14 protein-coding genes are annotated in these 12525 nt (G+C 59.4%); 4 read left to right on the forward strand and 10 right to left on the reverse strand.

All coding sequences use genetic code 11. The features are described from left to right. Positions 1 to 21: 21 nt before the first annotated feature. Positions 22 to 1371, forward strand: coding sequence for a DEAD/DEAH box helicase (locus ACR0AG_RS16385; RefSeq protein ID WP_480840830.1), 1350 nt, complete (start codon positions 22 to 24; stop codon positions 1369 to 1371). Here the strand turns inward: ACR0AG_RS16385 and ACR0AG_RS16390 are convergent. From ACR0AG_RS16390 to ACR0AG_RS16400, 3 genes are read right to left on the reverse strand one after another with little or no spacing between them, the layout of a single operon-like run. Beyond that, the gene (locus ACR0AG_RS16390) at positions 1368 to 2270 is read right to left on the reverse strand and encodes an EamA family transporter (RefSeq protein ID WP_480840832.1); all 903 of its coding nucleotides are present in this window, start codon (positions 2268 to 2270) and stop codon (positions 1368 to 1370) included. The genes ACR0AG_RS16385 and ACR0AG_RS16390 overlap by 4 nt on opposite strands. Before the next feature lie 21 nt (positions 2271 to 2291). Continuing rightward, entirely contained in the window at positions 2292 to 3185 is an 894-nt protein-coding gene (locus ACR0AG_RS16395; protein WP_480840834.1) for a fatty acid desaturase, read from the reverse strand. Continuing rightward, on the reverse strand, positions 3178 to 3381 hold the full coding sequence (locus ACR0AG_RS16400; RefSeq protein WP_480840836.1) for a DUF2061 domain-containing protein: 204 nt from the start codon (positions 3379 to 3381) through the stop codon (positions 3178 to 3180). Before ACR0AG_RS16400 ends, ACR0AG_RS16395 begins: the two co-directional genes overlap by 8 nt. A gap of 108 nt (positions 3382 to 3489) precedes the next feature. Here ACR0AG_RS16400 and ACR0AG_RS16405 point away from each other — a divergent pair, with 108 nt between their 5' ends. Then, complete coding sequence (locus tag ACR0AG_RS16405) at positions 3490 to 4359, forward strand: helix-turn-helix domain-containing protein (RefSeq protein ID WP_480840838.1); 870 nt, start codon at positions 3490 to 3492, stop codon at positions 4357 to 4359. 88 nt (positions 4360 to 4447) lie between these two features. Beyond that, a complete protein-coding gene (locus tag ACR0AG_RS16410; protein ID WP_480840840.1) occupies positions 4448 to 4630 on the forward strand; it encodes a hypothetical protein in 183 nt (60 codons plus the stop codon). On the opposite strand, the gene ACR0AG_RS16415 is transcribed toward ACR0AG_RS16410, so the two are convergent. The 4 genes from ACR0AG_RS16415 to bcoG are packed head-to-tail and all read right to left on the reverse strand — an operon-like array spanning position 4627 to position 8115. Further along, positions 4627 to 5388: an SDR family oxidoreductase gene (locus ACR0AG_RS16415; protein WP_480840842.1), complete on the reverse strand. Its 762-nt coding sequence runs from the start codon at positions 5386 to 5388 to the stop codon at positions 4627 to 4629. The two genes, ACR0AG_RS16410 and ACR0AG_RS16415, sit on opposite strands and share 4 nt — an antisense overlap. Next, positions 5385 to 6848 carry a carnitine 3-dehydrogenase gene (locus tag ACR0AG_RS16420; RefSeq protein WP_480840844.1) on the reverse strand — a complete coding sequence of 488 codons (1464 nt, stop codon included), beginning with the start codon at positions 6846 to 6848 and terminating at the stop codon, positions 5385 to 5387. The genes ACR0AG_RS16415 and ACR0AG_RS16420 overlap by 4 nt, the downstream gene beginning before the upstream one ends. Beyond that, positions 6845 to 7201 carry a hypothetical protein gene (locus ACR0AG_RS16425; protein WP_480840846.1) on the reverse strand — a complete coding sequence of 119 codons (357 nt, stop codon included), beginning with the start codon at positions 7199 to 7201 and terminating at the stop codon, positions 6845 to 6847. Before ACR0AG_RS16425 ends, ACR0AG_RS16420 begins: the two co-directional genes overlap by 4 nt. Beyond that, complete coding sequence (bcoG, locus tag ACR0AG_RS16430; protein WP_480840848.1) at positions 7198 to 8115, reverse strand: 3-dehydrocarnitine:acetyl-CoA trimethylamine transferase BcoG; 918 nt, start codon at positions 8113 to 8115, stop codon at positions 7198 to 7200. The genes ACR0AG_RS16425 and bcoG overlap by 4 nt, the downstream gene beginning before the upstream one ends. Positions 8116 to 8247: 132 nt before the next feature. Between bcoG and ACR0AG_RS16435 the strand changes: the two genes are divergently transcribed. Then, complete coding sequence (locus tag ACR0AG_RS16435) at positions 8248 to 9234, forward strand: GlxA family transcriptional regulator (RefSeq protein WP_480840850.1); 987 nt, start codon at positions 8248 to 8250, stop codon at positions 9232 to 9234. 50 nt (positions 9235 to 9284) lie between these two features. On the opposite strand, the gene ACR0AG_RS16440 is transcribed toward ACR0AG_RS16435, so the two are convergent. The 3 genes from ACR0AG_RS16440 to ACR0AG_RS16450 all read right to left on the reverse strand — a co-directional run bounded on the left by ACR0AG_RS16440 (position 9285) and on the right by ACR0AG_RS16450 (position 12349). Next, a complete protein-coding gene (locus tag ACR0AG_RS16440; protein WP_480840852.1) occupies positions 9285 to 10331 on the reverse strand; it encodes an aldo/keto reductase in 1047 nt (348 codons plus the stop codon). 88 nt (positions 10332 to 10419) lie between these two features. Beyond that, entirely contained in the window at positions 10420 to 10878 is a 459-nt protein-coding gene (locus tag ACR0AG_RS16445) for a DNA polymerase III subunit chi (protein WP_480840854.1), read from the reverse strand. A gap of 4 nt (positions 10879 to 10882) precedes the next feature. After that, the gene (locus tag ACR0AG_RS16450) at positions 10883 to 12349 is read right to left on the reverse strand and encodes a leucyl aminopeptidase (RefSeq protein WP_480840856.1); all 1467 of its coding nucleotides are present in this window, start codon (positions 12347 to 12349) and stop codon (positions 10883 to 10885) included. Positions 12350 to 12525: the final 176 nt, after the last annotated feature.

Consider the following 12525-nt stretch of genomic DNA (forward strand, 5'->3'; position numbering starts at 1 on the left):
GTCCGCAACATTCGGACATACATGACAAAGTTTAGCGAACTGAACCTGAACCCCAAGGTCCTCAAGGCCATTGACGAAGCCGGATATGAAACGCCGACGCCGATTCAGGAGGGTGCGATTCCCCCTGCCCTTGAGGGCCGCGACGTGCTGGGTATTGCCCAGACCGGCACCGGCAAAACCGCCAGCTTCACGCTGCCGATGATCACACTTTTGGCGCGGGGCCGTGCACGGGCGCGGATGCCGCGGTCGCTGGTGTTGTGCCCGACCCGGGAACTGGCGGCGCAGGTGGCGGAAAATTTCGACACCTATTCCAAACACCTGAAACTGACCAAAGCGCTGCTGATCGGCGGTGTCAGCTTTAAGGAACAAGAGGCCCTGATCGACCGGGGCGTTGACGTGCTGATTGCCACTCCGGGCCGTCTGCTGGATCATTTTGAACGCGGAAAGCTGCTCTTGACCGGCGTTCAGATCATGGTCGTGGATGAGGCCGACCGGATGCTGGATATGGGGTTCATCCCGGATATCGAACGCATCTTTTCGCTGACACCATTCACGCGCCAGACGCTGTTCTTCTCGGCCACGATGGCGTCCGAGATTGAACGGATCACCGACACGTTCCTGTCCGCCCCGGCCCGGATCGAGGTCGCCCGTCAGGCCACCGCGTCCGAGACCATTGAACAGGGCGTCGTTATGTTCAAAGGCGGTCGCCGTGATCGTGAGGCCAGCGGCAAGCGCAAGGTGCTGCGTGCGCTGATCGACGCCGAAGGCGAGAAATGCACAAACGCGATCATCTTTTGCAATCGCAAGACTGATGTGGATATCTGCGCAAAGTCGTTGAAGAAATACGGCTATAACGCCGCAGCGATCCATGGCGATCTGGATCAGTCGCAGCGGATGAAAACGCTGGACGGATTCCGTGATGGCTCTCTGCGCTTGCTTGTGGCGTCGGACGTTGCCGCGCGCGGGCTGGATATTCCGTCGGTTAGCCACGTGTTCAATTTTGACGTTCCCGGCCATGCCGAGGATTACGTCCATCGCATCGGCCGCACGGGTCGTGCGGGGCGCGAGGGTAAGGCCTTCACCATCTGCTCGGGTCGCGACGAAAAGGCTCTGGATGCGATTGAGAAGCTGATCCAGAAGGAAATTCCACGGGTCGACAACCCGGTGAAAGACGCACCGAAAGACGACGCGCCGAAGCCCGAGAAAAAAGCCAAGTCATCCGACAGCAAGAGAAGCGAAGGCAAGCGTGAGCGTGGTCAGAAAGGCCGGGATCGCGGGCGTCGCGAGGATAGCGGGCCAGCTGTGGTCGGCATGGGCGATCATATGCCCAGCTTTATCGCGCTCAGCTTTGATGAACGTCGCGCGGGCTAAATCGCCAGCACCAGCGCCAATATCGACAGACCCAGCAATGTGATCCCGGCGATTTCGCGTCGGGTGATGGTCTCACGGAAAAACAGAATGGATGCAAGCAGGCTGAAGATCAGCTCGACCTGCCCCAATGCCTTAACATAGGCCGCGTTCTGCAACGTGAAGGCAAAGAACCAGCAGAACGATCCGCACAGGCTGGTGAGGCCGACAAACACGCCGGTGCGTCGGGTTTCCCACACTGCCCGCAGCTCTGCCCGGTCGCGCCACAACAGCCACAGCCCCATGCTGAGGAACTGAAACGTGACCACCACAGCCAGCGCGACCAACGCCCGGAACCAGGCGTCGATCTCCCCAAGCTCAAGCGATGCGCCGCGATAGGTGACCGAGGAAAAGGCAAACAGAACACCCGAACCCAACCCCAGCCGAGAGGCCTTGTTGGTCAAATGTTGCCACCACGCGCCATCCCCGCCTGGTGATTTCGACAGCACCAGCACCGCGACCAGCCCCAGGACAATCGCCCCTAATGCGCCAGTAGACACCTGATCGCCGAGGATCAGAAACCCGACAATCGCGGTCTGAATCACTTCGGTCTTCTTGAAGGTGATGCCCACCGCAAAATTGCGCTGTTTGAACAGCGCCACAACACAGATCGTCGCCAATATCTGCGAGGTGCCGCCAATCACGGCAAACAACCAGAACCGGGGCGTCAAAACCGGAACCTCGAAACCTGTAAACTGCAGGGCAACGATCAATCCCAAGATCGCCAGCGGCAAGGAAAAGGCAAAACGGGCAAAGGTTGCGCCTGCCGCAGACAGCTTCACGCTGCTCAGCGACTTTTGCAGCATGAAGCGCACCGTTTGAAATGTAGCGGCGGCGATGGTGACGGGAATCCACAAACTCATGGCTCCCCTTTTGTGCTTAAATCAATCGTTTGGCCAGAGCGGATGCGCCACCGGGTCTTTTGAACGCCAGAAGTACAGGCCAAAGACCTGCGCATAGGATCGGTAGACATAGGCCTCATTGCTGGCAAGATAGCGGTCTTTGCCGGTGCGGTAGAGCGCGGGCAACCGATACCAGGGCGCGGTCGGGTTCATGTGATGAACGACGTGTAGATTGTTGTTGAGAAACAGAAACGCCAAAGGCCCTCGATCTTCGACTATGACCGTTCTGGCGCGTGATTTCTCGTGTGCGCGATGTTCCAGAAAGGTGCGGATCTTGACCAGCGCGAGACCCAGATAGGCAGACAAAACATAGGCCCAAAGGGGCATGGCCGACTGCGCGACACAGTAAAGAACAACCGCAACCCCGGGCAGATGAAGCACCCAGGCCAGCAGTACCGCCCTATCCCCGCGCAGTGCCGCGCGCCATTCATCGCACATGAACGCCGTCTGCCCGATGGCAGGCCCCAGCACCATACGGCCCAGCAACGTGTTGTTGGCCGAATACAGACGTCGCTTCCAGGCAGGCAGTTGGTTCCACACCCGTGGGTCCAGATAGTTCGTCTCGGGGTCGTCATATGGATCGGTCAGATTGGCATCAAGGTGATGTGCCAGATGCAGGTCCCGAAACCGGTTGTAGGGAATGAACAGGGTCAGTGGTAGCGCCAGCAGCGCCTCGTTCAGCCATTTGTGCCGAAACGGATGGCCATGCAGCGCCTCATGCGTCAGCGAGGAATGCAACGCAGCGACCAGCCCCATGGCCGGGACCGCCGCCCAAAGCGCCACACCTGCTAGCCAGAATATCACCGCCAACCACGCGCCATAACACGCCACAATCAGCCAGAACGTGCCCCATTCAGGTTTGGTAGGTTCAGCCATTGCGCCCCCAGGCGATCCCCGCCCAAATGCGTTCGTAAACCACGTATAGCGTCAAACCGATTGCAGTATTGACCAATGCGACCACGCCGCCAATTGCGGCTGATCCGGTGGCGATCAACCCCACACATGTCATGATGATCAGGCCAATCGCATTCCAAACGATTGCTTTCACGACAGATCTTTGTCGCGTCTCCATTTCCGACCCCGTTATTCTTGTTTTCACAAAAACGTTACAGACAGCGCTGAGCGAGGAGAATTCCGAATATGATTAACAATATTCATCATTGGTGATATAAATCACCATATGCAGGAGAATATCGACAAACGCGATCGCGCCGCCCAGTTCCGCTTGCGACTGGCCCGCGCGATGGAGGATCAGAGCATTACTCAAAGCGCCCTTGCCCGCGATATCGGCGTGGACCGATCAACCGTGTCGCAATTGCTGACGGATGAAGGGGCCAGATTGCCCAATGCGCATGTGGTCGGAAGCTGCGCATCGGCGCTTGGGGTATCCGCTGACTGGTTGCTCAGCCTGTCGAACCGTCCCGAAAGCGCAGCGGAACTGCTTGCCAGTTCGCTGACCATGACCGAAGCGGCCCGCGCCCTGGTCGATGAACGGATCTTTGAATGGCACCAGCAGGCGGCGGGCTACAAGATCCGATACGTCCCCGCCGCGTTGCCGGATATGCTGAAAACCCGCGCAGTTCTCGAATGGGAATATGCGCCGCATCTGGGCCGGACTGCAGATCAGGCCATCGGCGCATCGGCAGATCGTCTTTCGTGGATGCGCAGCGCCCAGTCGGATTATGAAATCGCAATGCCGCAATACGAAATCGACAGTTTTACCAAAGGGATCGGCTATTACGAAGGCCTGTCCCGACAGGCACGTTTGGATCAGATCGACCACATGCTGGACCTGTGCCAGCAGCTCTACCCGCGCCTGCGTGTTTATCTGTTTGACGCCAAACGCCTGTATTCCGCGCCGATCACCATCTTTGGCCCGTTGCTCTGCGTATTCTATGCAGGCAGCCACTATATGGCGTTCAGCGACCGGGACCGCATTGAAGTTTTCACAAATCATTTCGATAACTTAGTGCGCGAAGCTGATATGACCGCCCGGCATTTTCCTGCCTATCTGACCGCACTACGAGCGGATCTGCTCGCGAGCATCTAACTCTGGCGATGCCAAATGACGCTTGGTGTTGTATGATCATCCTGCGTGAACATTCGGGCTGTCCGCCCACAACCGGAGGATGACAGAAATGGACGCACTCAAAACCGCTCAGTACGCCCGCGCGCTCTACTCTGCGCATGGTGATCGCGCCGAAGCCGAGGCTGCAAAAAAGATGCGCGATTCCGAGGCGGCCGGAAACCGTCAGGAAGCGCAGAACTGGCAGGCGGTCCGCCAGACAATCCGCCAGATACGAGGGCCAAATCAGGGTTAAAGCTTGGGATCGGGGTTAACGGTGTGTCCGTCCACAGCAATCACCTGCCCTGACACCAGCCGCGCCGCGTCCGAGGCCAGGAATACGGCCATATTTGCGATATCCTGCGCCTCGACAAATCGACCCATTGATGTGCCCGAGGCATAGCCTTCGTAAACCTGATCACGGGTCATGCCCTTGGCGACGGCCTCGCGCTGCAACACGCCTTCCATCCGGGGCCCTTCGACCGAGCCGGGACAGATCACGTTGCAACGCACCCCGTGAGGGCCCAACTCCATCGCCAGGGTTTTGCCCAAACCGATGACGCCCCACTTGGCGGCCGCATAAGGCGCGCGATTGGGGTAACCGTATTGGCCAGCTGTCGACGAGGTGATCAACATCACCCCATCCGACTGACGCTTCATCATGGGCGCCGCGTATTTTGCACACAAAAAGACGCCATCCAGATTGACGCCCAGACAAGCGCGCCAGTCGTCCAACCCGACATGTTCGACCGCAGCAGTGGGCCCGGCGATACCTGCATTGGCACATAGAACGTCCAAACCGCCCCAGGTGCTTTCAACCTCGGCAAACATGGCGGCAAGCGCAGCCTCATCCGTCACATCTACCTGCGTCCTTTTCCAGGACAACGGACAGGATGTCAGAGCGTCGAGATCTACATCCGCGACCCACACCCGAGCTCCAGCCGCATCAAACGCTTCGGCCATGGCGCGGCCCACACCCGATGCGCCAGCAGTCACCAGCACCCGCTGTGTCATGCGGGTTTCCGGATCGCTGCGCCCGCATTCTCAGGATACGGCAATCGGGAATGCCCGTCAGCAATACGCGCCATCGCGGCCTCGATCTGCGCCGAGGGCGGGCTTGGGCGGCGCGTCTCAAGACTGACATGCAAAAGGAAGCTCTCACCATTGGCCAACAGCGTGTCCCCTTCGTACATGCTGTGGAAAACATGCAGTTTTTTACCCTCTCCCAGCAGCATCTGGGTCCGCACTTCGATCCGCGCACCGGCATGGGTTTCCTGGACGTATTTGATGTGGTTTTCCGCCGTAAAATAGCTGCCACCCGACGCGATATAGTCCGCATCACAGCCGATGATCTCCATGAACCGGTCCGTTGCGGCGGCAAAAGCCTCAAGGTATTTAGCCTCATTCATGTGGCCGTTGTAATCCGTCCAATCCAACGGCACCGCACGCGAAAGCGTCAGGATCGGTTGCGACAGATCAGCCGTATCCAGATCGGGAAGCACGCCGGATTTGCGGGCCGCATCGTGCTGGTTCAGAACCGCCCCCGCCCCCCAATCCTGCGCCTTGAGCGCGCGCATCATGCCAACAAGGTTGTTGTCGCGTATGCGCTCTAGTTCCCGGATCGAATGCGCCCCTGACTGCGCATCCGACTGACCCGCGATCATATCGACCAGCTCGTCGGTGAATTCGGGCACGTCCATCAGCTTGGTCCAGGGCCACTTCAAAGCGGGCCCGAACTGGGCCATGAAATGCCGCATCCCCGCCTCGCCCCCGGCCACGCGGTAGGTTTCGAACAAGCCCATCTGCGCCCAGCGTATGCCGAACCCCATGCGGATAGCTTCGTCGATTTCTTCGGTTGAGGCGATTCCGTCCTTGACCAGCCACAACGCCTCGCGCCAGACGGCTTCGAGGAACCGGTCGGCGATATGCGCGTCGATCTCTTTTTTGACGTGCAGCGGAAAGAAACCAAGCGATTTCAGGATGCCTTGCGCCCGTTCAATCATCTCGGGCGGGTTTTTCCCGGTCGGCACCAGCTCGATCAGCGGCAGCAGATAGACCGGATTAAAGGGATGGGTCACCACGATCTGCTCGGGCCGCAGCGCCCCCTCCTGCAGTTCGGACGGCTTGAACCCGCTGGTCGACGAGCCGATGATCGCGTCCGGATCACAGGCCGCCTGTAGGTCCTTGTAAACCTTCAGCTTCAGGTCCAGCCGTTCCGGCACGCTTTCCTGTATCCACGCAGCGCCCTGAACCGCGTCCGCCAGATCTGTGTGAAAGCTCAGCTGTCCTTCGGCTGGCAATGCAACATCGCCCAGACCGGGCAAAGCGCGACGGGCATTGGCCAGTACTTCGCCAATTTTCCGTTCCGCCTCGGGGTCCGGATCAAACACCCGCACGTCCCAACCGTTGAGCAAAAACCGAGCGGCCCACCCGCCGCCGATCACACCCCCACCGATGATTGCTGCTGTTTTCATTTTGTTTCCTCACCGCAATCCAGCGTGCCGAAGATTTCTCCAGCCGCATCATGTATCAAGTACTTCTGCTGCTTGGTCCGCTCTATTGTCCATTTTTCTGCAAGCAGAATCTCACCATTGTCGTCACACGTCACATCAATCGCGTAGTCCCTGCCGTCGGTTGAGACCTTAAATTCATCCACACGGCATCCGCCAAAGTGGGTTTGGTGGATCCAGAAAGGCACTGAAACGTCCCCTTGAGCAAATTCATGGCACAGGAACATTTGCTTTGAGAGAAAGTGATCGATGGCGTCAGGTTCTTCGGCGCTGACTGCGGTCGCACCTAAGAAAACAACGAGCCAATCGAGCCTCATGCCGCGCGCGGTGCCCGCTTTACCAACCCCAGCTTCTCACGCACCTCTTGCGGCCCAATCACCCGTGCGCCCAGGTTTTCAATGATAGTTCCGGCGCGTTCGACCAGTTGCCAGTTTTCAGCCAGAACCCCTTTTTCCAGCCACAGATTGTCCTCAAGTCCCACACGCACATTGCCGCCGGCCAGGACCGAGGCCGCCACGTAAGCCATCTGATTGCGGCCCAGCGAAAAGGCGCTGAACGTCCAGTCATCGGGTACGTTATTCACCATTGCCATGAAGGTGTTCAGATCATCCGGCGCGCCCCACGGCACGCCCATGCAAAGCTGGACCAGAGCGTTTGGCTCTAGAATCCCTTCCTTGACCAACTGCTTGGCAAACCACAGATGGCCCGTGTCAAAGGCCTCGATCTCGGGCTTCACGCCAAGATCGGTCATCATCTTGCCCATCGCCCGCAATGCGCCGGGCGTGTTGGTCATCACGTAGTCGGCCTCGGCAAAGTTCATGGTGCCACAATCCAGCGTGCAGATCTCTGGCAGGCATTCCGCGATATGCGCCACCCTTTCGGACGCCCCGATCATATCAGTCGCCGCTTCGTTCACGGGAAACGGGTTTTCGACACCGCCAAAGACGATATCGCCGCCCATACCGGCGGTCAGGTTCAGCACAACGTCCACGTCGGCGTCGCGGATACGATCCGTCACCTCGCGATACAGGTCCAACCGACGGCTTGGCGCGCCGGTTTCAGGATCGCGCACATGACAATGCACCACCGCCGCGCCCGCCTTGGCCGCCGCGATGGCGCTGTCGGCGATCTGCTGCGGTGAGCGGGGCACATGTGGGCTGCGATCCTGCGTTCCGCCCGAGCCTGTGATGGCACATGTAATGAAGACGTCGTGGTTCATTTCCAAAGGCATGGCGTTTTCCCTCACTTATACCCGGTTTTGCCCTGAGTTTTCCCCAGGTTTCTCCCCGGTTATCGAATTGCGTTCGCGCCCGAGTCTGACGCAGCCTAGGGACAACACTTGCCAGAATGCGAATCAGACTTGATGAAATCCGCAAAAAACATACTGCAACCCGAACATCGCGCCCTGAAAACGGCCGTGCTGGTTCTGGACGATTGCAACACGCTCAGCTTTGCGGCGGCGGTCGATCCCATGCGCGCCGCCAACCGGCTGGCTGACCGTCCGGCCTTTGATTGGGACTACGTGACCGCAACGGCGCAGCCAGCCATGCTGACCAGTGCCGTTCAGGTTCCCGGCATTCCGCTGGCGCGGCTGGACAGCTGCGATCTGTTAATCGTCGTTGCAGGGTTCCAACTGGCCCGACATGCATCCCCCAGCCTGCTGGCCGGGCTGCGCCGTATCGCCGGAATCGGGGCAACCCTGGCCGGAATAGATGGTGGTCCCTGGCTGCTGGCCGAGGCCGGATTGCTCAATGGTCACCCTGCAACCACGCATTGGGAGGATCTGGACAATTTCGCCGCGCGTTTCCCCGAGGTTCAGGTTCAACCCAACCGGTTCACCGCCTCCGAAGGGCGTTTGACATCGGGCGGCGCCATTCCCGCAATCGAAATGATGCTTCATATCATCGCCGCCCGCCATGGCGCGGGTTTTGCGGCGCGGGTCTCTGGCCTGTTCCTCTATGACGGTGCGCCCGAGCCATCAAAGCCGCAAACCCGGACTGGCGCGCCACACCGTCACAACGCTCTGACGGCGCGGGCAAATTCACTGATGGAAAACGCGCTGGACGATCCGATGCCATTGGTAGACATCGCAACCAGCCTTGGCACCAGCCCCCGGACGCTGCAGCAACAGTTTCGCCTGCGACTGAACACGACCCCTCAGGATCACTATCTGCAACTGCGCCTGGCCGAGGCCCGCCGTCTGGTCACTGATACCGACCTGCCGCTGATGGAGGTTGCCCTGGCCACGGGCTTTACCTCGCAATCCAGTTTTGCGCGGGCCTTCCGCACGGCCCACGGCCAGTCGGCACGCGACCTGAGGCAAGAGCGGACGCATCCCACCCACCACTGATCGAGACCCAAGTGTTTGGTCAATGCAAGGCGCAGCGCTGTTCGCAGCCGTTAATACGGCATCGGATGCGCCCGATGCGCCGCGTCGATCGCCGACATGACGTCAGAGGACAAAGTCAGATCGGCTCCGGCCAGAATATGTTCCAGCTGGGCACAAGTCGTCGCGCCAAAGATGGTCGAGGCCATGAACGGCCGGTGGCAACACCATGCCAGCGCCATATGGACAGGGTCCAGCCCGAACCGGTTTGCCACATCCACATAAGCTGAAACCGCATCCGACACGCGGTCAGAGTTCCGACCACCCATCTGCGGCACAAGCGACATCCGCGAGCCCTCGGGTACCGCGCCACCATGATACTTGCCGGTCAGAAAACCTGCAGCCAGCGGCGAAAATGCCAGCAAGCCCACGTCTTCATACATGCTCAGCTCGGCCAGATCGGTGTCGTACAGGCGGCAAAGCAATGAGTATTCGTTCTGGATGGATGCAACCCGAGGCGTTCCGGTCTTGTCCGACAGATGCAACCACTGCGCAGCGCCCCAGGCACTTTCGTTCGACAGCCCGAATGCGCGGATGTTGCCTTTGTCTACCTGCACTTGCAACGCATCCAGGCAGCCCTGCATCTCGTCCAGCACAGCATCCCGATTGTCGCCCTTGGGCGCATAGGTCCAGTTCTGGCGGAACATGTAGCTTCCGCGGTTTGGCCAATGGAACTGATAGAGGTCGATATGGTCCGTTTGCAACCTGCGCAGCGATCCTTCGACCGCTTCGGGAATGGTCTCCGCGGTGATCGGCGCTCCGTCGCGAGCGTGCTGAAAGCCGTGACCCGAATGCTTGGTGGCCAGAATATAGTCGCCGCGCCGCGAAGGATTCGCTGCGTTCCAGCGCCCCAGAATCTCTTCGGTATGCCCGACCGTTTCCTTCGAGACCGGGTTGACCGGATACATCTCGGCTGCGTCGACAAAGTTAATGCCAGCAGCCAGCGCCATGTCCATCTGGCGATGCGCCTCATCCTGCGCGGTTTGCGTGCCAAATGTCATCGTGCCCAGACACAGTTCGGAAACCTGCATCCCCGAGCGTCCCAACGGGTTCATCTTCATGAAAATCCTCCTGCGCCAGAATGGCGGATCGTCTGCTATCGTTTGCTCAGCCCACATTCAGGCCGAAGTAATTGGTATCTAAAATAAATCAGGACTCTGCCTTCTTTTCCCAGCGCCCCGATTCCTCTGACCAGTATTGCGCCGCACATCCTGCCGATGTCAGCTCTTTCCATTGTCCTCGGGCGTGCTGAACCGCCTGCGGATCTGTTCCATCGAACAGAATACAGACGCGATCCAACTCGTCCACCTCGGCCGATGTAACCGGCGCCCCATCCACCGCCATCACACAAGTTGCGCCATGGGCCACCTGAGGCTCGGTCGTCAGCAATATGGGCTGGGCCGCATCATGGGCCCCGCCTGCCAGACCATGCGGCAGAAACCCGTCTTCGGGGCCCAGCCACAGCTTTTCGTCCAGCCAATCCAGCCGAACCGGATCCGTGCCCCTGACCGCAATCTTCCACCCGGCCTGCCGCGCCTTGTCCAGCAGAACCGGCAGGGTCTGCTCAAGCGGTTGACGCGTCAGGTGGTAGAAATAGACGGCACCCATCCGATTACTCGAAATTGTCCTGCACAAAGCGGCTGAGCGCGCGAACGCCCCAGCCGGTTGCACCCTTAGGCGCATAAGACGTCTCGGATGCGACCGAGGCGACACCGGCAATATCGAGGTGTATCCACGGGGTGTCATCCTTGACGAAACGCTGCAGGAACTGCGCCGCGGTGATCGAACCCGCCGCGCGGCCGCCCACGTTTTTCATGTCAGCGATGCGTGATTTCAGCAGCTCGTCGTATTTCGGGCCCAAAGGCAACCGCCATGCGCCTTCATCCTCGGCACGTGCGGATTTCAGGAAGGCATCGCAAAAGGTGTCATTGTTCGAAAACACGCCTGCATTTTCATGCCCCAGCCCGATGATGATCGCACCGGTCAGCGTGGCCAGATCGACCATGCCCACCGGGGCAAAACGCTCTTGCGCGTACCACATCACGTCACACAGCACCAAGCGGCCCTCGGCATCGGTGTTGATGATCTCAACAGTGTCGCCCTTCATGGACTTCACCACATCGCCGGGTCGGGTTGCGTTGCCTGATGGCATGTTTTCGACCAGACCCACCAGACCGACCACATTGGCCTTGGCCTTGCGTTTGGCCAGCGCGCGCATGGTTCCGGCGACAACACCTGCACCACCCATATCCATGGTCATGTCTTCCATACCGCCTGCGGGTTTCAAGGAAATCCCGCCGGTATCGAACACTACGCCCTTGCCGACCAGCGCAAGGGGCGCGTCCCCCTTGCCACCGCCGTTCCATTGCATCACTACAACTTTCGACGGGCTGACAGATCCCTGCCCGACGCTCAACAAGGTGCGCATGCCCAGTTCAGCCAGCTTGTCTTCTTCCAGCACTTCGACCTCAAGCCCCAGATCCTTCATCTCGGCAAGACGGTCGGCAAACTCGGTGGTTGTCAGAACATTTGCAGGCTCATTGGTCAGATCGCGCGTCATGCGCACCCCGTCGGCCACCGCATAAAGCGGGGCAAAGGCGGCTTCGACCTCATCCGGTTTGGTATGTGCAATCGTCACATCCCCCTTTGGATCAGCATCTTTGGTTTTATGTGCATCAAAATCGTAGCTGCGCAAAACCAGTCCCAAAGCAAGATCATGCGTCCCGTTTTGGTTGCCAGCCATCAGCAAAACAGGCTTGCCACCGGCCAGTTTTGCCAGCTTTGCACCCGCCTTGCGCGCGTCGTCCTGATTGGGACGCCGGTCCAGTATCAGGACATCCAGCGCCTCGGCCTGCATGCCGGCGGGCCACGCCAGAGAAATCACATCCGTGTTCTTTGCCTTTTCGAACCGCTCGCTTTCCAGCAGCCGCGCGATGGCGCCGCGGGTCAGGCGGTTGGCGCGCCGGGGCGCCGGGCCCAGCTTGCCATCGGGCGTGACAATAATCACGACGCGGCCCTCGGCCTCGGCGATCATATCCAATTCGACGGGTTTAAAATGGACGGGTACCAGGCTGCTCATGTCGTGCTCCTCAAAAATGCGTTGCACAAGACCTAGCCCGCACTGCCGCACTTGACCAGATAGCAGTTTTCCCCGATTGGCATTTGCATTAATGTCGCCGGAAAACAACCGGCAGGTTCGGGGGAAGTAAATTGGCACCAATCAGCAGGCATGCGGCCGCTGCACGTGTTTCCGTG

This window comes from Ruegeria sp. H6 (genome assembly GCF_056532975.1).